The 20,373-nt window shown below is 66.1% G+C and carries 21 protein-coding genes, 4 tRNA genes and 3 pseudogenes; 18 read left to right on the forward strand and 10 right to left on the reverse strand.

All coding sequences use genetic code 11. From position 1 onward, the window contains the following. Nucleotides 1–542: 542 nt before the first annotated feature. The 4 genes and pseudogenes from AWB95_RS18620 to AWB95_RS18635 form a co-directional block, all read left to right on the forward strand. Nucleotides 543–1,772 (forward strand): annotated as a pseudogene (locus AWB95_RS18620) (MFS transporter); the annotation flags it as partial. Between the two features lie 836 nt (nt 1,773–2,608). Continuing rightward, nucleotides 2,609–3,289 (forward strand): PadR family transcriptional regulator, encoded by a 681-nt coding sequence (locus AWB95_RS23520; RefSeq protein ID WP_238600926.1) that lies wholly within the window; start codon nt 2,609–2,611, stop codon nt 3,287–3,289. 117 nt (nt 3,290–3,406) lie between these two features. Continuing rightward, nucleotides 3,407–3,742: a hypothetical protein gene (locus tag AWB95_RS18630; RefSeq protein ID WP_062540988.1), complete on the forward strand. Its 336-nt coding sequence runs from the start codon at nt 3,407–3,409 to the stop codon at nt 3,740–3,742. Between the two features lie 468 nt (nt 3,743–4,210). Further along, nucleotides 4,211–4,554: pseudogene (locus AWB95_RS18635) on the forward strand (PAS domain-containing protein). Between the two features lie 53 nt (nt 4,555–4,607). On the opposite strand, the pseudogene AWB95_RS18640 reads toward AWB95_RS18635, so the two are convergent. Further along, nucleotides 4,608–5,324: pseudogene (locus tag AWB95_RS18640) on the reverse strand (sensor histidine kinase); the annotation flags it as partial. 232 nt (nt 5,325–5,556) lie between these two features. On the opposite strand from AWB95_RS18640, the gene AWB95_RS23525 reads away from it, so the two are divergent. Continuing rightward, nucleotides 5,557–5,745, forward strand: a complete 189-nt coding sequence (locus AWB95_RS23525) for an HXXEE domain-containing protein (RefSeq protein WP_198157745.1) — start codon at nt 5,557–5,559, stop codon at nt 5,743–5,745. 379 nt (nt 5,746–6,124) lie between these two features. On the opposite strand, the gene AWB95_RS18650 is transcribed toward AWB95_RS23525, so the two are convergent. Further along, nucleotides 6,125–6,197 (reverse strand) — tRNA-Lys (locus tag AWB95_RS18650). Nucleotides 6,198–6,319: 122 nt separating this feature from the next. On the opposite strand from AWB95_RS18650, the gene AWB95_RS18655 reads away from it, so the two are divergent. The 3 genes from AWB95_RS18655 (at nt 6,320) to AWB95_RS18665 (ending at nt 6,604) form a co-directional block, all read left to right on the forward strand. Then, nucleotides 6,320–6,392: transfer RNA gene (locus tag AWB95_RS18655), tRNA-Glu, on the forward strand. Nucleotides 6,393–6,425: 33 nt separating this feature from the next. Beyond that, nucleotides 6,426–6,502 (forward strand) — tRNA-Asp (locus tag AWB95_RS18660). A gap of 25 nt (nt 6,503–6,527) precedes the next feature. Beyond that, nucleotides 6,528–6,604, forward strand: a tRNA-Phe gene (locus AWB95_RS18665). A gap of 34 nt (nt 6,605–6,638) precedes the next feature. Here the strand turns inward: AWB95_RS18665 and AWB95_RS18670 are convergent. Continuing rightward, nucleotides 6,639–7,073 (reverse strand): type II toxin-antitoxin system VapC family toxin, encoded by a 435-nt coding sequence (locus AWB95_RS18670; protein ID WP_062538649.1) that lies wholly within the window; start codon nt 7,071–7,073, stop codon nt 6,639–6,641. After that, nucleotides 7,070–7,321, reverse strand: a complete 252-nt coding sequence (locus AWB95_RS18675) for a ribbon-helix-helix domain-containing protein (RefSeq protein ID WP_099539671.1) — start codon at nt 7,319–7,321, stop codon at nt 7,070–7,072. The genes AWB95_RS18670 and AWB95_RS18675 overlap by 4 nt, the downstream gene beginning before the upstream one ends. Before the next feature lie 62 nt (nt 7,322–7,383). On the opposite strand from AWB95_RS18675, the gene AWB95_RS18680 reads away from it, so the two are divergent. Next, entirely contained in the window at nt 7,384–8,055 is a 672-nt protein-coding gene (locus AWB95_RS18680) for a M15 family metallopeptidase (RefSeq protein ID WP_084706931.1), read from the forward strand. Between the two features lie 19 nt (nt 8,056–8,074). After that, the gene (locus AWB95_RS18685; protein WP_062538647.1) at nt 8,075–8,884 is read left to right on the forward strand and encodes a methyltransferase domain-containing protein; all 810 of its coding nucleotides are present in this window, start codon (nt 8,075–8,077) and stop codon (nt 8,882–8,884) included. On the opposite strand, the gene AWB95_RS18690 is transcribed toward AWB95_RS18685, so the two are convergent. Next, complete coding sequence (locus tag AWB95_RS18690) at nt 8,881–9,687, reverse strand: SDR family oxidoreductase (protein WP_062538646.1); 807 nt, start codon at nt 9,685–9,687, stop codon at nt 8,881–8,883. The genes AWB95_RS18685 and AWB95_RS18690 overlap by 4 nt on opposite strands. A gap of 71 nt (nt 9,688–9,758) precedes the next feature. On the opposite strand from AWB95_RS18690, the gene AWB95_RS18695 reads away from it, so the two are divergent. From AWB95_RS18695 to AWB95_RS18710, 4 genes are read left to right on the forward strand one after another with little or no spacing between them, the layout of a single operon-like run. Further along, a complete protein-coding gene (locus AWB95_RS18695; protein ID WP_085168504.1) occupies nt 9,759–11,336 on the forward strand; it encodes a methylmalonyl-CoA mutase family protein in 1,578 nt (525 codons plus the stop codon). Next, the gene (locus tag AWB95_RS18700) at nt 11,337–11,762 is read left to right on the forward strand and encodes a cobalamin B12-binding domain-containing protein (RefSeq protein ID WP_062538645.1); all 426 of its coding nucleotides are present in this window, start codon (nt 11,337–11,339) and stop codon (nt 11,760–11,762) included. After that, on the forward strand, nt 11,747–12,703 hold the full coding sequence (locus tag AWB95_RS18705) for an LLM class F420-dependent oxidoreductase (RefSeq protein ID WP_085168505.1): 957 nt from the start codon (nt 11,747–11,749) through the stop codon (nt 12,701–12,703). The genes AWB95_RS18700 and AWB95_RS18705 overlap by 16 nt, the downstream gene beginning before the upstream one ends. Further along, entirely contained in the window at nt 12,700–13,716 is a 1,017-nt protein-coding gene (locus tag AWB95_RS18710; RefSeq protein ID WP_062538644.1) for a CaiB/BaiF CoA transferase family protein, read from the forward strand. Before AWB95_RS18705 ends, AWB95_RS18710 begins: the two co-directional genes overlap by 4 nt. Before the next feature lie 47 nt (nt 13,717–13,763). Here AWB95_RS18710 and AWB95_RS18715 read toward each other — a convergent pair whose 3' ends face one another. Continuing rightward, nucleotides 13,764–14,666, reverse strand: a complete 903-nt coding sequence (locus tag AWB95_RS18715) for a LysR family transcriptional regulator (RefSeq protein WP_062538643.1) — start codon at nt 14,664–14,666, stop codon at nt 13,764–13,766. A 165-nt stretch (nt 14,667–14,831) separates the two neighbouring features. Between AWB95_RS18715 and AWB95_RS18720 the strand changes: the two genes are divergently transcribed. The 4 genes from AWB95_RS18720 (at nt 14,832) to AWB95_RS18735 (ending at nt 17,879) form a co-directional block, all read left to right on the forward strand. Beyond that, nucleotides 14,832–15,713 carry an SDR family oxidoreductase gene (locus AWB95_RS18720; RefSeq protein ID WP_062538642.1) on the forward strand — a complete coding sequence of 294 codons (882 nt, stop codon included), beginning with the start codon at nt 14,832–14,834 and terminating at the stop codon, nt 15,711–15,713. Between the two features lie 2 nt (nt 15,714–15,715). Beyond that, nucleotides 15,716–16,447, forward strand: coding sequence for an LLM class flavin-dependent oxidoreductase (locus tag AWB95_RS18725; RefSeq protein ID WP_062538641.1), 732 nt, complete (start codon nt 15,716–15,718; stop codon nt 16,445–16,447). 98 nt (nt 16,448–16,545) lie between these two features. After that, nucleotides 16,546–17,310 carry an enoyl-CoA hydratase/isomerase family protein gene (locus AWB95_RS18730; RefSeq protein WP_062538640.1) on the forward strand — a complete coding sequence of 255 codons (765 nt, stop codon included), beginning with the start codon at nt 16,546–16,548 and terminating at the stop codon, nt 17,308–17,310. Beyond that, nucleotides 17,307–17,879 carry a TetR/AcrR family transcriptional regulator gene (locus AWB95_RS18735; protein WP_062538639.1) on the forward strand — a complete coding sequence of 191 codons (573 nt, stop codon included), beginning with the start codon at nt 17,307–17,309 and terminating at the stop codon, nt 17,877–17,879. The genes AWB95_RS18730 and AWB95_RS18735 overlap by 4 nt, the downstream gene beginning before the upstream one ends. Here the strand turns inward: AWB95_RS18735 and AWB95_RS18740 are convergent. The 4 genes from AWB95_RS18740 to AWB95_RS18755 are packed head-to-tail and all read right to left on the reverse strand — an operon-like array spanning nt 17,876 to nt 20,326. Next, on the reverse strand, nt 17,876–18,235 hold the full coding sequence (locus AWB95_RS18740; protein WP_062538638.1) for an MmcQ/YjbR family DNA-binding protein: 360 nt from the start codon (nt 18,233–18,235) through the stop codon (nt 17,876–17,878). The genes AWB95_RS18735 and AWB95_RS18740 overlap by 4 nt on opposite strands. Beyond that, nucleotides 18,232–18,678 carry a TIGR03618 family F420-dependent PPOX class oxidoreductase gene (locus AWB95_RS18745; protein ID WP_062538651.1) on the reverse strand — a complete coding sequence of 149 codons (447 nt, stop codon included), beginning with the start codon at nt 18,676–18,678 and terminating at the stop codon, nt 18,232–18,234. Before AWB95_RS18745 ends, AWB95_RS18740 begins: the two co-directional genes overlap by 4 nt. A 23-nt stretch (nt 18,679–18,701) precedes the next feature. After that, nucleotides 18,702–19,280, reverse strand: coding sequence for a TetR/AcrR family transcriptional regulator (locus AWB95_RS18750; RefSeq protein ID WP_062538637.1), 579 nt, complete (start codon nt 19,278–19,280; stop codon nt 18,702–18,704). Between the two features lie 44 nt (nt 19,281–19,324). Further along, a complete protein-coding gene (locus AWB95_RS18755) occupies nt 19,325–20,326 on the reverse strand; it encodes a ferredoxin--NADP reductase (RefSeq protein ID WP_062538636.1) in 1,002 nt (333 codons plus the stop codon). Nucleotides 20,327–20,373 lie beyond the last annotated feature (47 nt).

Here is a 20,373-nt window from a genome sequence, read left to right on the forward strand (position 1 = left end):
AGCCCTGACCGCCTAAACTGCCAGCCGAAGGGTCACGCGATCGAGCGAACTCTTACACCACGCCTCCGGACTTGGCCAGCGGCCGGCAACACCGGCAGGGTGGACAATAGTTGTTCTTCTTCCCCGGGAGACCCGAGCGGATTCAGCTGATCACGCTTGACCTTCGCAGACTCGGTCGCCGTGCCGGCGGGCAGGGCTGGGGCTACGTGAAGGGCAGATCGGGGGATCAAGCCGGGTGTGTGTCGAGTCCAGTTTTCTTCAGATTCATTTCAACTTGGCTGGCTAGCGTCTCGGATCGAGACCTACAGAACATGCGATACCGGACCACCCATGACGTTAAGCACTGAAGCGACGCCGGCCCAAGCGGCCCACACATACCCCGGCAACATCAACCCCATTGAGGCCGCTGTGCCGGCGGGGGCGGACCCGCGGCCATCGGCACCAACACGCCGCGCCCGGTTAGAGGAGCACCACCCGTGATCGCCTTACCTTTCAGGCCGCGCGGGGGCCCAGGCGGGCGCTTGGTGGTGCTGTGAACGGCCATGTCGACCCTCGCTGAGGTGCTGTCCCGGCGCACATCGCGCGCACTGGACTTGCTGAGTTTCTCGTTGGCCGATGTACGTGACGGTTTAGGTCCGTACCTATCGATATACCTTCTGCTGACCCATCATTGGGACCAGGCCTCAATCGGGTTCGTCATGGCGATCGGCGGCATCGCCGCGATCGTGGCCCAGACCCCGGTCGGCGCGCTGGTCGACCAGACGACCGCGAAACGGGCGCTGGTCATTGGCGGTGCGGTGGCGGTGAGTGCCGGGGCATTGGCGATGCCGCTGTTTCCCGGATTTTACTCGATCTCGTTTTTGCAAGCGCTCACCGGGGTCGCCGGCTCGGTGTTCGCTCCGACGTTGGCCGCGATCACGTTGGGTGTTGTCGGGCCGAGATTGTTCTCCAGACGTGTTGGGCGCAACGAGTCGTTCCGCCATGCCGGAACGGCCACGGCCGCTGCCGCTGCCGGCGGACTGGCCTTTCTCTTCGGGCCCGTAGTGGTGTTTTGGGTGCTGGCCGCGATGGCGGTAATCAGTGTGATGGCAACACTGCGCATCCCGCACGACGCGATCGACCACGACGTGGCGCGCGGCATGACCCACGCATCTGCCGAGCCCCACCAGCAACCGTCACGATTCGCGGTGCTGCTGCACAACCGCAGACTGCTGATTTTCGCCGCCGTGGTCGTGATGTTTCACTTCGCTAACGCCGCCATGCTGCCGCTGGTCGGCCAAGAGCTCGCGCTGCATAACAAACACATCGGCACCGCACTGATGTCGGCCTGCATCGTGGCCGCCCAGCTCGTGATGGTGCCGGTGGCCTATGTCGCCGGGGTTAAGGCCGACACCTGGGGACGAAAGCCCATCTTTCTGGTGGGTTTTGCGGTGTTGACCGTGCGCGGGTTCCTTTACACGCTCTCGGATAACTCCTTTTGGCTGGTCGGCGTGCAGCTACTCGATGGTGTGGGAGCCGGCATCTTTGGGGTGTTGTTCCCGCTGATCGTCCGCGACGTCACCCATGGAACCGGCCGGTTCAATGTCAGTCTGGCGGCGATTACCACCGCTTGGGGCGTGGGCGCATCATTGTCGAACTTCGCCGCCGGCTGGGTCGTGGTCACCGCCGGCTACCACGCGGCGTTCCTGTCGCTGGGCGCCATCGCCGCCGTCGGCTTGGCCCTCTACCTGCTTGCGATGCCAGAAACGCGCGGCGTAACCGATCCAGCCGGCCCCGTCATGCTCACCGCGGTAGGTGACACCGATGCCCGCCTGCCAGCGCGGTCGCCCAGCCACGGGGCCCCCAGCGGCATACCGGTGGATCGACACCGCCCGGACGACGACGGCGTTCCACTGCCCGACGCAGCGACCCCGGCGGGTGACTGCGGCTGCGCGCCGTCGACCATGAACCCCGCAAACCAGCCTTCGACGCCGACAACTGCCACAAGGAAATTATCCACCAAACCCTTGCCCGAACGATAGCGACCGATATATCTTTCTGTATCGTAGGTGTGTATCGGTATTTCATCGGGAAGGGACAGATGACCATGAACGAACCACAAGAACCCCACGGTCCCCGGCGCGGGCGAACCAAGAAGGGCAAGGCAGAAGGACACGACCCACTGGCCCACGGCGAGCCCGACGACGCCGGTGACGATGCTCCGGTCGACCTCGAATCGCTCCCCGAGCACCGGGTTGCGCTTCACGAAGCAGGGCCCGCAGCCAGCGGACCGCACCGAGACGACCTCGACCTTTACCGGGGCGATCGTCCCGTCGAGTGGGATTACGACGAGGAATCCGAACTGGAACCCGACTACGACGAGGAATCTGAATTCGAACCCGACTACGACGAGGAAGACGAGCTCGAGCCCGACTACGACGACGAATCCGAATTCGAACCCGGTGAAGGCCCCGGCCACGGTCCCCACCCCCGGCTTGCCCCTGGCCCCAAGCACGGCCCAGGCCACCATCCAGGACCTCCCCACGAGCACGGCCCCGGCCCGAAGAAAGCCCCCGGCAAGAAGGCCCCGGGCAAGAAGGTGCCCGGCAAGAAGGCCCCGGGCAAAAAGGTGCCCGGGGCGAAAAAACATCCCGGCCACCCGCCGCCGCCACCGCACGAACACGGGCCTGGCCACCCCCCGCCGCCGCCGCATGAGCACGGCCCCGGCCACGGTCGAGACGAGCCTGGGCCCGAACCGGATTTTGGCCTCGGGCCCGGCACTGGTTTCGGTTTCGGGCCCGGCCTTGGTTTTGGTTTGGGCTTCGGCCCAGGCGCCCGCAGCCGGCGGCGCGGGTCCGGTCGCGCCCGCCGCGTCCGCCCTGGTGACGTCCGCGCCGCCATCCTGACCCTGCTCACAGAAGGCCCCATGCATGGCTACGAAATGATTCAGCAGATCGCCGAACGCACCCGGGATTTATGGCGGCCCAGCCCCGGCTCGGTGTATCCCACACTGCAACTGCTCGACGACGAGGGACTGATCGCCAGCTCTGAAAGTGAGGGAAGCACAAAGCTTTTCGAGCTGACCGACCAAGGACGACGAGCGGCTGAGAAAATCAAGACCCCACCCTGGGAGCAATTCAGGGAGGGCGTCGACTCAGATCAGGACAACCTGCGTACGGCGTTGGCTCAACTGAGCGGCGCGGTGGCGCAAGCCGCCTACGCGACCACCGCTGAAATACAACAGCGCGTCCTCACCATCCTCAAAAACGCCCGCCGCGAGATCTACACTCTGCTCGCCCAATCCGAGTAGCGCTCACGAGCATCGGCCATCAACCGCCCGTGGTGAACGCGAAATCACCCAAGGCATGAGCCGGCCGCCAGCGCGATCATCGCAGAAGCGGCTTGCGGGCTGAGAAAGGAGGTGCTGATGAAGACCTTCACCGACGACCAGATGAACGAGTTACTGTCCACCGCAAGGTCGTTCAGCCTCGTCGTCCTCAAGCCGGGGCCCAACTGCGGCGACAATAGGGCACCGGCGCTCATGTGGGAGCACGGTCGGCGCAATCTCGGACTGCGCGACGCTGGGATGATGGCAGCAGCGTTCACGGTGCTCGACGGTTCCGAGATTTGGGCCGTCAGGGTATTCACCGCGACAGTCGAGGACACCACTGCGATCATGAACGACGACCCCGGCGTGGTGGCAGGCGTATTCACCTTCGAGGTACACCCGTGCCGCGGATTCGCCGGAGATTCCTTGCCCTGATCTACCCGCCGACCGCGGCGATGAACTGGGTTCACCCGATTGTGGATCTCGAAAAACCAGCGCTCTTAACGGCTTATCTACTTTAAGTGCCAGCAGGGGGTCGATGACGTCGTATTGTTGGTCGATCCGTGTGCCGTATTATGTGCGGCACTGAGGCGGTTGCCCCACGGCTTACACATGTCTGCGACGTTGAAGACGCAACCGCTAGGTGCCCCCGGTCGTCCGGAAATCCGCGGCGGTTTCAACACATTCCACGACGCCATCGCATATCTTTGTTACTCGCGGGCAGGCGACCGCAACCGAATGCCGGCGGGTCGGGCCGGGGGGAAGTGATCCAAGGTGCGTGTGGCCGGAGCGAATTGAATGGGTGATGATGCCGGCCGGTCGACCTCCTCCAACGAGGACCTGCGCGTGGAGCGAAGACGCCGCGGGCAAGCCGGCCAACTGCCTGGCGACACCCTCGAGCAAATGCCCGCCATGGTGGTTCTAGAGCGGCTGCCGATTCCGGTCCTTGCTATCGGCCCCGACGGCGCGATCCTGTTCGCCAACACGGCATTCGCCGCCATGCTGGGTCACAGTGACGACACAATGCGCGAACTGACGTCCACAGCATTTTCTACAACCTGCCTGCCGATCAGTCAGTGGTCGATGTGATGCGTGCCTATGCCGATGAACTCGTCGAACTCAATCACCACGAGGTGTCGATCGTGCGAGCCCGAATGAGCAAGTCGGCGCTGGTGCGTGCCGACGACAATGTCGCGCTGGCAACCTTTCAGGACCTCACCGAGCAGTTGTGGGCTGAGGACCGTTAGCACGTTCATTCAGGCGTGTTGGCCCCAGTGCTATGTCGCGACTCGCCGCTTCCTCACGACCGGCCCCCACCGGTGGGCAGGCTGAGCCGGAATTGAGCGCCGCCTTCGTGGGGTAGGCAGGTCAGGTCGCCGCCGTGGGCGCGGGCGAGCGCGGGGGCGATCGGCAAACCCAGGCCTGCGCCGCCGTGATCGCGGGTGCGGGCGGTATCCAGGCGCACCAGTCGTTCGAAGATGCGCTCGCGTTGCTCCTTGGGAATGCCCGGGCCGGTGTCGGTGATGGTCACCTCGGCCACCTCGAGGCCAGTCTCGTCGCGGCGGTTTAGGTCGATGGTGATGCGGCCGCCGGGCGGCGTGTGCCGGCGGGCGTTATCCAGGAGGTTCGACAGGATCTGCGCCAACCGGGTCGGATCAGCGCGGATCGTCAGTGCGGTGAGTCCGGTGCGGCTAATCGTCAGCTGTGGCGCCAGCATGGTTGTCCGGTCGGCTTCGGCGTTGACGATGGCGGTGAGGTCGGTGTCTTGCAGATCCAGCGGCACCCCGGCGTCAATCCGGCTGAGATCCAGCGTGTCGGCGACCAACCGTGCCGCGCGGCGGGCATCCGAGAGCAACAAGTTGGCGCGGTGGTATTGGCGGCGGGCCGCAGGGTCGTCTTCGTCTTGGCTGGCGCTGCTGGCGAGTTGTTCGGCGGCGACCTGGATACCGGCGATCGGAGTGCGCAGCTCGTGGGCGGCGTCGACCAGGAAGCGGCGGGTAGCCGTCTCGGCGCGCTGGTCATACTGAGGTCAACGGTGCTCGGCGGTGATCTGCAGCACATTCGCCGGTTTGATGATGCGGATCCAACGAGCAGCATCGGCGCTGGCTGCCGGGCATGCTCTCCGCGGAACCATCGGGCGTCTCGTGTTTTATGAGCCCGGGCCAGGCTGCCAAGGCTGTCGTTCAACAAGCCAAGGAAGAAGACGGGCTGCGCGCGGTGGCGGTGCGCACACGGGCGGGGGATCAAGGTTGAATCAAGCTACGCTGCTGGGTTTCGGCGTGCACGGTGTCGGCCATCTGGCGCTCACAGCGGCCAACCGCGGCTATACCCCGGGAGTGGTCACCGCGCCGACCGTCGTCATTCCGTTCTCGCTGTGGGCGTGCCAGTCGTTGGCCCGGGCCGGTGTTCGACGCCACGACGCCCCGGACCTTGCTTGACCAGTGCCGGATTGCTGCCTGGAGCGTTTGCGGCTGTGCACGCGGCCGCCGGCACCGGCCCCATAAGTCGACGATCTGACGCCCGGCTCTCGTGACCGACCGCATCAATACGACCGGCGGCACGCCGAAACGCGTAGTCCCGCCCGACTTTCGAACACAAGGGAGCGATCGGATGCCGTCACAACTCTCCGGCGTGTCGCAAAGTGGGGGCAAAACAGACCGTCACAACGACACCCCGCCGCCACACAAGTGGAGCCACTTCAAGCCGTCCTAGTGGGGCCAACTCAGACGGTCACGGCCAACAATCAGCCGAAACACTGTCAGGCATCACCCGAAGCTGAAATGTCAACCATCAGCCGAGGTCATACACAGACAAGAGTGCCCCCACCAGGACTCGAACCTGGGACCTGCGGATTAAAAGTCCGTAGCTCTACCAACTGAGCTATAGGGGCGCGAGGCACAGGATACTGCGTCCTTGGCGGGAGCTCGTTTGAGGATTCGGTCCGCAGTGGCCTAAGCTGGCCTGGCTCACAACGTCACCATGTTGCGAGTACCCCGGAGAGATTCGGTTCTGGCCCCCTTCGTCTAGCGGCCTAGGACGCCGCCCTTTCAAGGCGGTAGCGCGGGTTCGAATCCCGTAGGGGGTACAGCGACGCGGCGACGCGGTGCAGATGAAACAAGGCCCTGTGGCGCAGTTGGTTAGCGCGCCGCCCTGTCACGGCGGAGGTCGCGGGTTCGAGTCCCGTCAGGGTCGCCATCGCGGCGAGGCACATGTGCCTTCCGGCCAGGTAGCTCAGTCGGTATGAGCGTCCGCCTGAAAAGCGGAAGGTCGCCGGTTCGATCCCGGCCCTGGCCACCAAGCTTCACGGCTTCTATGTGAGCGACGCGTCCAGTCAAGGCTTTTCGAGCAATCTGCGGACTCCGTCCGCGTCAGGGACGATGTGGGTGATATCCGGCACGTCGCAGAATGCGGTGTCGGCAGAGACGAGCGCGGTTGCGCCGGTTTCGGCGACGGACGCGGCGAGCACGGCATCGAAGGCACCCAGCCGCGGAGTCGTCTCGAACAGGGTCAGGCCGCGCCGCAGCTGATCGCGGGTGATCGTCAGCAGCGGTGAGAGCAATTCCACGTAGTCCCTGCCAAGGGTGACGGCATCGTTGCGGCCGCGGCGGCGGGCACGAACATGGACGAATTCCTGGATTACCTCAGCCGTGGTGGTGGCCTCGATGTCCTCGTCGGCGATTGCCATGACCAACTCGCGACAGGGATCCCGAAGCGGGTGATCGGCGCCCTTCGCATAAACGAGCACTGTCGTGTCGAGCACGATCATCCGCGGTGCGCCCGCAGAGTCTCCAGCTCCTCCTTCAGCTCTCGCGGGTCAGGAACCGGCGTGTCGGGAGCATCGAGAACGCGGCGGCCCGCGGACTTCCGGCGCCCGGCGGGGCTCGCGAGGCCGCGGTCGATGGCCTCGCGTACCACGGTTGCCACCGACACCCCCCGCTCGCGTGCGAGCGAGGTAATCCGCCGATGACGCTCGTCGTCCAGCAAAATCTGCAGCCGATGCTCGAACGATGGCATGCTCATACATTAGCATGCTCAGTACAAGTCTGCTTCACCGGCCGTCCCTGGACAATGCGGAAATGCTCATCGCCCGACGCGCACTCGTCGCACTGCTACTCCTCGCTTGCGGTACCTGCTGCGCCCACGCCAACGCCGACGTCCCGCCGGTGGGCGGGAAGGCACAAGCGGCGGGATTCGTCGACGTCCGCAGCTTCGTTCCGGACGCGATCATCGACTTGCGCTATGCGACGCCCAACAATTTCACCGGCACAGCGTTGTATCCGGCCGACGCGCGCTGCCTGGTGCACGAATCCATGGCATCGGGTCTCGTGACGGCCGCCGATGCATTGCGTCGGCAGGGACAGGCCCTCGTCTTCTGGGACTGCTATCGGCCGCACGACGTTCAGGTCCGCATGTTCCAGGTTGTGCCGAACCCCGCATGGGTGGCGCGCCCCGGCCAGTACGCCCATAGCCACGAGGCCGGCCGCTCGGTCGACGTGACGACGGCAAGCACGCAGTGCCCACCTCAGAGACGCTGCTTCGCAGACATGGGAACCGATTTCGACGACTTCACTCCGAGAGCACACGCCTCAGCCACCGACGGAGTCAGCGCCGCCGCGCAGGCGAACCGGGCACGACTGCGCGACGCGATGAGCACCGGCGGACTGACGGTGTACTCCGGCGAGTGGTGGCATTTCGACGGCCCCGGCTCCACCGTCGACCGCCCGATCCTCGACGTCCCGGTCAACTGACTTCACATACGGTAGGGCCATGACCCACGACGCCGTCTATACCCACGGCCACCACGAGTCGGTGCTGCGCTCTCATCGCCAGCGCACGGCGGAGAACTCCGCGGGCTACCTCTTACCGCATCTGCGCCAGGGGATCTCCCTGTTGGACATTGGCTGCGGGCCCGGGACCATCACCGTCGACCTCGCCGCACGCGTCGCGCCCGGTCAGGTCACCGCCGTCGACATCGCTGACGACGCATTGGCTGCGGCGCGCTCGGACGCACGGGCGCGCACCCTGAGCAACCTCAGGTTCGCCACAGCCGACGTGCACGCGCTCGAATTCGACGACGGCACATTCGATGTCGTGCACGCCCATCAAGTGCTGCAGCACGTCGCCGATCCGGTTGCGGCCCTGCGGGAGATGCGACGCGTGTGCGCGCCGGGCGGTATCGTCGCCGCGCGCGACGCCGACTACGCCGGATTCACCTGGTATCCGCAACTTCCCACACTCGACCGCTGGCTGGACCTCTACGAGCAGGCGGCTCGCGCCAACGGCGGTGAACCCGACGCCGGCCGGCGCCTGCTGTCCTGGGCCCAACAGGCCGGGTTCGGCGACATCACCCCTACCGCCGGAATCTGGTGCTTCGCAACGCCGGACGACCGAGACTGGTGGGGTGGCATGTGGGCCGACCGAATTCTCGAGTCGGCCCTGGCCCGCCAGCTCGTCGAGTCAGGGATGGCGACCACTGCAGAACTCACCGAAATCGCCTCCGCCTGGCGCCAGTGGGCCGCAGCCCCTGACGGCTGGCTGGCGATCCCGCATGGCGAAATCCTCTGCCGGAAGACCTAATCCAAAAACAGGTCCGGAATCGGCTCTTCTCCGCCGCCATACCGCGACAGGTCGCCGCCAAGCACGTCCGCGTCGATGAAACAGTTGCCGGTCGCCTCTCGTGCGGGACGCGAGATGATCTCGACGGCCGCATCGCCCATGATCTCCGGACTGCGCGACGACAACGCGAGCCGGTCGCCGTCGGGCATGTTCGTCACCGCGGCGGTCGCGATATATGTCTGCGGCCACAGGCAATTCACCGCGATCCCGTCGTCGGCGTATTCGGCCGCCCAGCCCAGCGACAGCAGCGTCATCCCGTACTTCGACAGCGTGTAGGCCGTGTGGGCGCCCAGCCAGCGCGGGTTCATGTTGACCGGCGGCGAGATCGTCAGCACATGCGGGTTCGACGAGGTCCGCAGGCGCGGCAGGCAGGTTCGGGTCAGGAGAAAGGTGCCGCGAATGTTGACCTCTTGCATCAGGTCGAACTTCTTGGCCGAGAGGTTCTCGGTGGGGTCGGTGGCGATCGCGCTGGCGTTGTTCACGCAGACGTCCACCCCGCCGAACCGCTCGACCGCGGCGTCGACGGCACGCTGCACGTCCTCTTCGCGGCGTACGTCGCCGACAACAGCCAGCGCCTTGCCGCCGGCGGCTTCCACCTCCGCGGCTGCGGTGTGCACGGTGCCGGGCAACCGGGGATGCGGCTGGTCGGTCTTGGCCAGCAGCACCACGTTGGCACCTTGCCGGGCGGCGGCGATACCGATCGCCAGGCCGATCCCGCGGCTGGCGCCGGAGATCACCACCGTGCGGTCATGAAAAGTGCTCATCCTTCTCCTTTGGCCTGGTCAACAGGACCCGGTATTGGCATTCTCTTTTTTTGCAAGTACGTTATCAGTCGATGGATAACCAGACTCAGACCTCATCCGGCATCCCGCTGGAACCCGTATACGGGCCGGGGGACCATGGTGCCGAGCCGCCGCCACCGGGCACCTATCCATTCACCCGGGGCAATTTCGCCAGCGGCTACCGCGGCAAGCTCTGGACGTTTCGGCAGTACTCCGGGTTCGGCACCGCCGAAGAATCCAACCGCCGCTACCGCTACCTGCTGGAGCAGGGCGGAACGGGGTTGTCGGTGGCGCTGGACCTGCCCACCCAGTGCGGCTTCGACTCCGACGATCCCGAGGTCGGCGAGGAGGTCGGCCGCGTCGGCGTCGCCGTGGACACCCTCGCCGACGCCGAGATCCTTTTCGACGGCATCCCGCTGGACAAGATCAGTACCAGCTTCACGATCAACGGCACGGCGGCGATCCTGCTGGCGTTCTACGTTGCCGCCGCCGAGCGCAAAGGTGTGCCGCGGGCCAAGCTGACCGGGACCATCCAAAACGACATCCTCAAGGAGTACGCATCGCGCGGCACCTGGATCTGGCCGCCCGAGCCGTCACTGCGGCTGATCGCCGACACCATCGAGTTCTGCGCCGCGGAAGTCCCCAAGTTCAACGCGATTTCGGTGGCCGGGGCGCATTTCCGCGACGCCGGCGCCAACGCGGTGCAGGAGATGGCGTTCACACTGGCCGACGGGGTCACCTACTGCGACACCGTGGTCGAACGCGGCCGGATGAGCATCGACGAGTTCGCGCCGCAGATTTCGTTCTTCTTCTACACCCACGGGGACTTCTTCGAAGAGGTCGCGAAATACCGTGCGGGACGGCGACGTTGGGCGACGATCGTGCGGGAACGCTACGGCGCCAAGACGGACAAGGCCTCGATGTTCCGGTTCGGCTGCGTGTGTGGCGGGGCATCACTGTATGCCCCCCAGGCCCACAACAACGTCGTCCGGGTGGCCTACGAGGCGATGGCTGCGGTGCTCGGCGGAGTCCAATCGATGTTCACCGCCGCCTGGGACGAGCCGTTTGCGCTGCCGACCGAGGAGACGACCACGCTGGCGCTGCGCACCCAGCAGATCCTGGCCCACGAAACCGGTGTTGCGCGGGTGGCCGATCCGCTCGGCGGCTCCTACTTCGTCGAGGCACTGACCGACGAGACCGAGGCCCGCATCGTCGAGATCATGGCTGACCTCGAGCAGCACGGCGGAATGGTGCGCGCCATCGAGGACGGCTATCTGCAGGGGCTGATCGCCGACGAGGCCTACCGGATCCATAAGGAAATCGAATCCGGTGAGCGGCCGGTGGTCGGAGTCAACCGGTTCGTCACGCCCGAGCCGCCACCCGAGATCGCCACCTACGAGCTCGACCCGGAAGGGCGCGATCTGCAACTCAAACGGCTGTCCAAGGTCAAGGCGGAAAGAGATTCGGCCGCAGTGCAATCCAGCCTCGCCGCGTTGTCGCTCGCTGCCGAAGGGACCGACAATCTCATGCACAAACTGATCGACTGTGCCAATGCCTACTGCACTGTCGGCGAGATGGTCTCCGCGCTCAAAGCGGTGTGGGGCGAATTCGAACAGCCGGTGGTGTTTTAGATGGCAGTACGCATTCTGGTCGCCAAGCCCGGCCTGGACGGGCATGACCGCGGCGCCAAGATCGTCGCGCGCACGTTGCGCGACGCCGGCTTCGAGGTGATCTACACCGGCATCCGGCAGCGCATCGAGGACATCGCATCGATCGCCGTGCAGGAAGACGTGGCACTCGTCGGGTTGAGCATCCTGTCCGGTGCGCACGTCGCGCTCGCCACCCGCACCATCGAGGCGCTACGGGCGGCCGACGCGGGCGACATCGCTGTGGTCGTCGGCGGCACGATTCCAGAATCCGACGTACCCAAGCTGCTGGATGCCGGTGCCGCGGCAGTCTTTCCCACCGGGACGCCCCTGGACGTCCTGGTGCGCGAGATCCGCAAGCTGACCGGCGTCCCCGAACCCACCGAGGAGGAATCGTGCGTCTCGGAGTAATGATCGGCGCCGAGCGTGGCGATTCGGCCCGCAAGGTCACCAAGCTGCTCGACGACATCGAGTGGGCCGAGTCCGTGGGCATGGACACCGCCTGGATTCCTCAGGTGCCCAACGACTTCGACGCGCTGACGGCTGTTGCGCTGATGACGACGCGCACCACCCGGATCGAGCTGGGCACCGCGGTGGTGCCGCTGCAGGCCCAACACCCGATTGCGTTGGCCCGTCAGGCGTTATCGGTGCATGCCGCTGCCGGGGGGCGGCTGGCGCTTGGTGTGGGGCCATCGCATCACTGGATCATCGGTGACATGCTCGGACTGCCCTACGAGCGGCCGGCCGCCTACACCCGCGACTACCTCGACGTGCTCGCCGCCGCCTTCAGCGGACCCGGCCCGGTCGACGTCGAGAACGAGACCTTCACGGTGCACAACCCGCTGGACCTCGCACCGGTGGCTCCGCTGCCGGTGCTGATCGCTGCGCTCGGCCCGGTGATGCTCACGCTCGCGGGAGAGCGCACCGACGGCACCGTGCTGTGGATGGCCGACGAACGCGCCTGCGCCGAACACGTGGTCCCGCGGATCACCAAGGCCGCCGACAACGCGGGCCGCCCGGCCCCGCGGATCGTTGCCGGGCTTCCCGTGTGCGTCTGCGCGCCAAGCGAAGTCGACGCAGCCCGGGAGCGCGCCAACCGGATCCTGGGCGAAGCCGAGGTGTCGCCGAACTATCAACGGCTGCTGAGCTACGGCGACGCCAAAGACGTCGGCGACATCTGCGCGGCCGGCGACGAGGAGGCCATCCTGGCGCGGTTCCGCCGATTCGCCGACGCCGGGGTGACCGACCTGTCGGTACGGCTCCTGCCTCTCGGCGACAACCGCGATGAGCTGATCGCGTCCAAACGCCGCACCCGCGAAGTCATTGCGGCGCTGGGCGCCGAGGTGCGATGACGGCGCCGCTCGCCGGTATCCGGATCCTGGAGGTCGGCACCATGCTGGCCGGTCCGTACGCGACCATGCTGTTGGCCGACCTCGGCGCGCAGGTCACCAAGATCGAGCCGCCCGGCGGCGAGATCTCCCGGAAGGTCAGCGACAGCTATTTCGCCAGCCTGAATCGCAACAAGGACAGCATCCGACTGGACCTCAACTCTCAAGAGGGCCAAGGCAGACTGGGCCAGCTCGTCGCGGAATCCCATGCGCTGCTGGTCAATCTGAAACCGTCGGCGATCCGCCGGCTCGGCCTCACCTACGAGGCGCTGCGCCGCTACAACGAGCGGATCGTCTGTGTCGCGATCACCGGTTTCGGGCTGAACGGCGGCGACGACCCGGCGTTCGACTACGTCGTGCAGGCTGCTACCGGGGTGGCGGCGTTGACCGGTGATCCCGACGGGCCGCCGACCCTGCCGGGCTACTCCTCGGCGGACAATTCCACCGGTCTCGCGGCGGCGCTCGGGCTGCTGGCACAGATCGTGTCCGGCCGCGGCGGTCAAGTGGATGTGTCGCTGCGCGACGTGATGCTCTCTCAGCTCAACTACCACGCGTCGGCGTATCTCAACGACGGCGTCGAGCCCCAGCGCCGAGCCTACGGTGCACACTCGTATTACGTTCCCGCACAGATGTTCTCGACCGCCGACGGCTACCTTGCGCTGTTCATCACCCACGACGGGTTCTGGAAATCGTTCGCGGGTGAGGCCGGTATCGCGGGCTTCGAGACGATGGCCGAGCGGGTGGCGCGAGCCGACGAGGTGCGCGCGGTGGTCGCGGCGGCGTTGGCCACCGACACCGCTGTGAGTTGGGAAGCCCGACTGCGTCCCCTCGGCATACCTGCAGCTGCTGTGCGCACACTGCCCGAGGCGTTGAAGGCCACCCCGGAGATCGTTGTCACTGCGGGAGATTTCCGCCTGGTCGGCAACCCGATCCGTATCGCCGACTATCAGCCGGACTACCGCCCGCCGCCGAAGTAGACCGAGCAGACGCGAAAGTCCCCGCACGCACGGCGTGTCTGGGCGTCTTACGTCTGCTCAGGCGTCCCGGTGAGGTAGGTCTCGGCCAGCTTGCGAAACGCCGCCACCAACCGGCTGCGGTCACCGGCACGGCTGGCCAGCACGACGTGGCTGGGCTCGACGCCCTCCAAAGGAATCGCGGTGATGTCGGGGCGAATGGCGTTGGCGTGCATCCCGGCCGAGATAACCACCGCCTGCCCGGACGCGATCAGTTCGAACTTGTCCTCCAGCGCGTCGATAAACGGTCCATCGGGTGCGCGCCGCCCGCCGGGCCGCGGTTCGGCGCGCCAGAACGCACTCCACACCGGATCGGAATCGCGTATCCGCGGCATGGGCTCGTCGGCAATGTCGTCGAGAGTGACAAATTCCTTGCCCGCCAAACGATGATCTGTCGGCACCAGCAGCACCCGAGGCTCGTCGTAGAGGATCGTCACATGCAGCTGGTCGGTCGGAAAAGGCAGCCTAGTCACCACCGCGTCTACCCGATGGTCGAGCAACGCCGCACGCGGTTGATCCCAATCCACATGGACCGCACGCACATCCGCGTCAGGATGCCGACGGCGCAATTCGCGCACCGCCGGCGTGACGATTACTCCCATTGTGTAGCCGATGGTGACGCGGCTGGGCTCGGCGGCAGCGCGGGCCTGCGCCGCGGCCTGCCCGGCTGATCGCAGCAGTGCCTTGGCCCGCGGCAAGAACACTTCGCCCGCTTCCGTGAGCTTGCTGCCCTGCGGAGTGCGGTCCAGCAGGCGTGCGCCCACTTGCTGTTCCAGCCGGCGTATTTGCCGGCTCAACGACGGCTGTGCCACCCGCAGGGCAGCGGCGGCGCGGCCGAAGTGCCGATGGTCGGCCACCACAACGAAGTACCGGACCAACCGCAAATCGAGGTCGGCCGCTGGCAGCTCGGACATACGTCGATCGTAACGCTGCCTACCCGCCGATCGGCAGCCAATACACCGGTTGAACTTTGGTGATACCTGAAAGGCATTGAATGATGCGAAACAGATCTTGGACAATGTGCAACGTTCGGCTGCACCGTTGACTCATCTACCGACTGTTAGGTCAAGGAGTACATCATGCGCGTCTTTGTCACCGGCGCAACAGGGTTCATCGGCTCGGCGGTCGTTCGGGAGCTCATCGACGCTGGCCATCAGGTCGTCGGTCTTGCCCGTTCGGATGCGACCGCCACATCATTGACAGCCGCGGGCGCCGAAGTGCACCGCGGAGACCTCGACAACCTGGGCAGTTTGCGCGATGGTGCGGCTGCCGCCGACGGCGTCGTCCACACCGCGTTCATTCACGACTTCTCCGACTACGCCGGTGCGGCACAGACGGATCGTCGTGCGATCGAGGCGATGGGCGAGGCGCTCGTCGAGTCCGATCGCCCGTTCGTGGTCGCGTCCGGTATCGCCGTTTCCACGCCAGGTCGCGCGGCGACCGAAGAAGATGCCGCCGACCCGGGCTTCCCACGCGCCTCCGAGGAAGCACTGTCGTTCGCCGACCGCGGCGTGCGCGTCTCGGTGGTGCGGCTGCCACCGTCGGTACACGGCACCGGCGATCACGGTTTCGTTCCGCAGCTCATCGCCACCGCACGCGTCAAGGGTGTCTCGGCCTACCCCGGCGACGGATCCAACCGCTGGCCCGCCGTGCACCGGCTCGACGCCGCCCACCTGTTCAGGCTGGCCCTAGAAGGCGCTCCGGCCGGTGCGCGGCTGCACGCAGTCGGCGACGCGGGTGTGCCCGTTCGCGATATTGCCGAGGTCATCGGCCGGCATCTAGGGCTGCCGGTGAATTCCATTGCCGCAGAGCGCGCTTTCGATCACTTCGGCTTCATCGGCGGAATTTTCGCGATGGACCTCCCTGCTTCGAGCACCCTTACCCAAAACCGGCTGGACTGGCACCCCGTACAGCCGGGGCTCATCGACGACCTCGAAACGGGCCACTACTTTAAGGACTGACCATGAAACACTCATTGGGAACGGTCGGTGTATGTCTACCGGTCTCGTTCACCAGCACCCCCTCAACCGACCTGCAGCGCCAGGCAGTGGCCAGGCTGGAAGAAGCCGGCTATCAAGCTACTTGGACCAACGAAGTGATTGGTAAGGATGCCCTCGTGCAACTGGCGGTTCTGCTGGCTGCCACCGAGAGGATGGTGTTCGGCACCTGCGTCGCCAATATCTGGGCCCGGCCAGCGCAGACCATGCACGCCGCGGCGGCTCAACTGGCCCAAGCGTTTCCGGGCAGGTTCGTCCTCGGCCTGGGCGTGGGGTACCCGGAGCAAGCGACCAGCGTCGGCCGGGAGTTCGGCAGCCCGCTGGCAACGATGCGCGACTATCTGGACCGAATGGACGACCCGGCCTGGCCACCCGCGCCAGATGTGGCCTACCCCCGGATCATTGCCGCCAACCGCCCAAAAATGGTCGCGCTCGCGGGCGAGATCGCGGATGGCGCGTTACCGGCCATGCTGCCCCCGGAATCCACCGCGCAGGTCAGGCGGACGATCGGTCCGGACAAGCTCCTAGTGGTCGGGGTGCAGGCAGACCCGGACGACCCCGAGGCCGTCGCGACCAAGGTTTGCGAACACCGGTCCGCCGGTGCGGATCACGTGACCCTGCTGTTGCCGGTCGGCAGCGACTTCGAAGCGGGAATCGACCAACTCGAGCAACTCGCCCCGGCAGTTGTCAGTTGTTAGGGCCGGGCGAAGCAGGCGGCTGCGTCTGCTCGTAGCGCCGCGACGGCCAGTCTTCTTTGGCCCTTGTGCTAGTAGAACGTTTTATATAATCTGCGTGGATGGACCACGTCACTTACGACAAGCAGGACCGCATCGCGACCATCACGCTGAACCGCCCAGAGGCGCGCAACGCGATCGACCCGGCTATGGATCAACGGCTGCGGCAGATTTGGGGGGACTTCGGCGACGACGACAACGTCGATGTGGCGATCCTGACCGGCGTCGGCACGGCATTCTGTGCCGGTGCCGACCGCAACACCTGGTTTGCGCAATGGCTCGACGCCGACGCCGCGGCCGTGCGCCGCAACGCCAAAGGCATCGGTTTCGGTGGCCTTACGCGGGGGATGCGCATTGCCAAGCCGGTGATCGGTGCGATCAACGGGTGGGCGCTGGGCGCGGGTTTGGAGCTGGCGCTGGCCTGCGACATCCGGATCGCCTCGGAGCAGGCGATGTTCGGCGCGCCACTGGTGGGCCTGGGTTTTCATCACGGCGACGGCGGCATTTCCCGGCTGGTCGACGCGTGCGGCGTGGCGGTCGCGCTGGATTTGGAACTCAGCGGCGAGCCGATCGACGCCGCGCGTGCATTGCAGGTCAATCTCGTCACCCGCATTGTTGCCCACGACGAGCTGATGAGCCACGCCCGGACTCTGGCGGAGCGGATCGCCGGTCACGAGCAGTCTGCGGTGCGCTCGGCCAAGCAGACCGTGCTCGACGTCGTCGGTCGGCGGCTGGGCGACCAACTCGAGTGCGAAGCCCTCAGCGCGTATGCGATCGAGGGCCAGACCGCGCGGCGCATCATCGAGTCCATCCCGATGCGATCATGAGCGCGCCCACGCGGGAACGCTTCTTGACCGCGGCTGCCGGACTGTTCCGCCGGCAGGGCTACAGCGGCACCGGGCTCAAACAAATCGTCACGGAGAGCGGCGGTCCGATCGGCTCGCTGTACTACTTCTTTCCGGGCGGCAAGGAAGACCTTGCGCTGCAAGCCATTGCGCATACGGCCGAGCGCTACGAACAGCTGCTCGACCGAGTGTTCGCCGAATCCGGTGATATCGGCCAGGCCGCGACCAAGTGGTTCGGCTGGGCGGCCCACGCTCTGGAAGAGTCCGACTTCGCCGATGGTTGCCCGATCGGGACTCTGGCCTGTGAGATCGCCAGCACCAACGAAAGTCTACGCCAGGCGAGCGAAGCGGTTTTCGACGCGTGGCGCTCGCGGGTAGCCGCCCAGCTGATCAGCGAGGGAGTCAAACCTGTCCGGGCACGCCGTCTCGCGATGTTCGCGCTGGCCAGCCTGGAAGGCGCAATCATGCTGAGCCGCAGCCAACGAAGCACCCGGCCGTTGCGCGACACCGGTCGCGTCGTCGCCGAAACACTTAGGGCTGCAACGGGTTAGTTGTCGCCGAGCAGCCGACGCCGGTCCGTTCGTGGCAGACCACTCACCACCAGCTCGTAGGAGTGGTCGATCATCTCGCGAAGCTCGTCGTCGGCTATCGAACCGTCCAACTCGACGGTATTCCAATGGCGCTTGTTCTGGTGATAGCCGGGCCGAACCGCGGGGTGTCGCACGCGCAGGTCCACGGCAATGTCCGGGTCGCACTTGAGGTTGACGCTGCCCGGATCGCCGCCCAATGACACCAGGGCAAACATGCGCCCGCCGACCTTGAACACCGCAACACCGTCTCCGAAGGGATAGTCCTCGACCGCTTCGGGAAGGCTTGCGCACATCGCGAGCACCTGGTCTCGCGTCATGTGGGGTTCGCGTAAATCCGGTTGGGGGAGATAAGAACTGCAGTTCGGCGCTCCTCACGCATCACGCGGTCGTAGGTCGGCCAGTCGTCGTGGGTCCCGCCCGCTGCGGTGAAAATTTCGCGAAGCAGCAACCGCAGCCGCTCGTCATCGACATCGGGGTGGGGGTCGTCGGGTCCGATCAGTTCTGCCGTGCCTTCGACCGCGGCCCATTGCCAGCCGGCCTTGGCGACGACCGTTGCCCGCGGATCGACACGGAGGTGGGCCAGTTTGCGGGAGCCGCCGATAGCCACCAGCCCGACAACCGTCGCATCGGTCAACGGGTGTTGCAGCACACCGGCATTGACCACCGACGACTGGATGCTGCCATCACGCCGCAACGTGCTGAACACGCATAGCCCGTGATCGGCTGACATCAGGTCGGCGAACGCGGAAAGCTCGGTCATGATTGGGGTTCCCTTCCGGTTGGTCACGCACCCAGTGCGTCGATCCACTTCTCGAGGCGACGTGTTCGGCGAGCCATGAGCTCGGGTTCTGCCAGCGCGCTGGCCAGCACCGCGCTTCCCTGATAGGCGCTGACCAACTCGATCGCAAGGTCGGGGGCGTCGCGCCGCCCCATGGCGCGAAACTGCTGCTCGGCCCACGCAAGGGGGATCTGCATGAGCGGCGCGGCAAGCGGGTCTGCCGTGTGCTTGGCCAGCTCCGAGCACAAAGTCCCGTGTGGGCAGCCGTATTGGGCCATCGAGTTTGCCTGCTCGGCCAGCAATCCGATCAAGCCCTTGAGCCGCCCCTTGGGGCTGCGATGCCGTCGCTCCAGTGCGGCGAGCGCCGACTCGATTTGATCTGCGCGCGCTCGCACGACAGCTGCGATGATGTCGTCTTTGGTCTTGAAGTAGTAGTAGACGTTGCCTACTGGCACGTCGGCCGCCTGGGCGATGTCGGCCAGCGTCGTGCGCGCCACGCCCTGGCGATACACCAACTCGCACGCGGCGGCCACCAACCGCTCTCGCTTGCCCGGTCGATTAGTTGTGGCCGCTGAGTTAGTCATCTCACTAACTCACGATAGAACAGAGCGTCGTCAGGAGCCAGGTACTACTCGTACCGCACGGTGACGTTCGCCGTATCCGGCACGCCCTGGCAGGTCAGGATGTAGCCGTCGGCCACCTCGTCCTCCTCGAGCGCGTCGTTGACCCGCATCGTCGCGCTGCCCTCGGTGAGCCTGGCCATGCACGTCCCGCAGTTGCCGGCCTCGCAGCTGAACGGCGGCGCCAGCCCGGCCCGTCGCGCGCTTTCCAGCAGTGTCTCACCGGCGACGCGGGGCACCGAAACCTTCTTGCGCTCAAGGTAAATCGTCACCGTGCCGCCCGCCTCGGCGCTGTCGACAGCAGCCGGCGGCTTAGTCGGCGGCGTCGCGTCGAAGTCTTCGACGAACACCCGCCCCGGCCCCGGCAGCGCGGAGCGCACCACGGCCATGAAGCCCTCGGGCCCGCACACGTAGTTGTCGGCGTCGGCGTCGGAGCCGACGAAGTCGCTCACCGCGGCCGCGTCGATCAGCCCGTGCTCGGCGTCGAGATGACGCACCACCGACAACCGGCCCGGGTAGCGTTCGACAAGCTCGTCCATCACCGCGTCGAAGATCACCGACGCCCGATCGCGGTCGGCGCACAGCACCCGCACCGAGCGGTCCGTCGTCGCCAATGCGCTCTTGGCCAGCGACAGGATCGGGGTGACACCGCTGCCGCCGGCGAAGGCCAGCAACGGCGCGGCGGTCGGCGTCAGGCAGAACGTTCCGGCCGCGCGCGTCATCGTCAGCTCGTCGCCCTCGGAAACGTTGTCGATCAGCCAGTTGGACACCTTGCCGCCGGGTACCCGCTTGACCGTGGTCATCAGCTCGGCGTCGGCCTCCGGCGCGCTGGACATCGAATACGACCGGTACAGCTGCTCGCCGTCGACGCTGACCCGGAAGGTGCAGAACTGGCCAGCGCGGTAGGAAAAGGGCTGGTCATGGGGCTCGAGCACGAAGGTCCGCGCGTCGGCGGTCTCCTCGATGATCCGGGTCACCGTCGCCTGGTGAAACGCGTGCAGCTCCGCCATTGCCACCCCCTTCCATACTTGCGTTCTTCATTGCAGAGAATAGTATT

Source organism: Mycobacterium celatum, assembly GCF_002101595.1.
In the GTDB taxonomy this organism is placed as follows: domain Bacteria; phylum Actinomycetota; class Actinomycetes; order Mycobacteriales; family Mycobacteriaceae; genus Mycobacterium; species Mycobacterium celatum.

Bases quoted from the DNA above. Each gene is read 5' to 3' on its own strand.
- AWB95_RS18670 (WP_062538649.1), bottom strand. From the start codon at position 7,073: ATGATCGTGCTCGACACGACAGTGCTCGTTTATGCGAAGGGCGCCGAT.
- AWB95_RS18740 (WP_062538638.1), bottom strand. From the start codon at position 18,235: ATGACGCGAGACCAGGTGCTCGCGATGTGCGCAAGCCTTCCCGAAGCG.
- AWB95_RS18750 (WP_062538637.1), bottom strand. From the start codon at position 19,280: ATGACTAACTCAGCGGCCACAACTAATCGACCGGGCAAGCGAGAGCGG.
- AWB95_RS18735 (WP_062538639.1), top strand. From the start codon at position 17,307: ATGAGCGCGCCCACGCGGGAACGCTTCTTGACCGCGGCTGCCGGACTG.
- AWB95_RS18715 (WP_062538643.1), bottom strand. From the start codon at position 14,666: ATGTCCGAGCTGCCAGCGGCCGACCTCGATTTGCGGTTGGTCCGGTAC.
- AWB95_RS18755 (WP_062538636.1), bottom strand. From the start codon at position 20,326: ATGGCGGAGCTGCACGCGTTTCACCAGGCGACGGTGACCCGGATCATC.
- AWB95_RS18680 (WP_084706931.1), top strand. From the start codon at position 7,384: ATGCTCATCGCCCGACGCGCACTCGTCGCACTGCTACTCCTCGCTTGC.
- AWB95_RS18730 (WP_062538640.1), top strand. From the start codon at position 16,546: ATGGACCACGTCACTTACGACAAGCAGGACCGCATCGCGACCATCACG.
- AWB95_RS18685 (WP_062538647.1), top strand. From the start codon at position 8,075: ATGACCCACGACGCCGTCTATACCCACGGCCACCACGAGTCGGTGCTG.
- AWB95_RS18630 (WP_062540988.1), top strand. From the start codon at position 3,407: ATGAAGACCTTCACCGACGACCAGATGAACGAGTTACTGTCCACCGCA.
- AWB95_RS18695 (WP_085168504.1), top strand. From the start codon at position 9,759: ATGGATAACCAGACTCAGACCTCATCCGGCATCCCGCTGGAACCCGTA.
- AWB95_RS18675 (WP_099539671.1), bottom strand. From the start codon at position 7,321: ATGCCATCGTTCGAGCATCGGCTGCAGATTTTGCTGGACGACGAGCGT.
- AWB95_RS18725 (WP_062538641.1), top strand. From the start codon at position 15,716: ATGAAACACTCATTGGGAACGGTCGGTGTATGTCTACCGGTCTCGTTC.
- AWB95_RS18720 (WP_062538642.1), top strand. From the start codon at position 14,832: ATGCGCGTCTTTGTCACCGGCGCAACAGGGTTCATCGGCTCGGCGGTC.
- AWB95_RS18745 (WP_062538651.1), bottom strand. From the start codon at position 18,678: ATGACCGAGCTTTCCGCGTTCGCCGACCTGATGTCAGCCGATCACGGG.
- AWB95_RS18700 (WP_062538645.1), top strand. From the start codon at position 11,337: ATGGCAGTACGCATTCTGGTCGCCAAGCCCGGCCTGGACGGGCATGAC.
- AWB95_RS18690 (WP_062538646.1), bottom strand. From the start codon at position 9,687: ATGAGCACTTTTCATGACCGCACGGTGGTGATCTCCGGCGCCAGCCGC.
- AWB95_RS18710 (WP_062538644.1), top strand. From the start codon at position 12,700: ATGACGGCGCCGCTCGCCGGTATCCGGATCCTGGAGGTCGGCACCATG.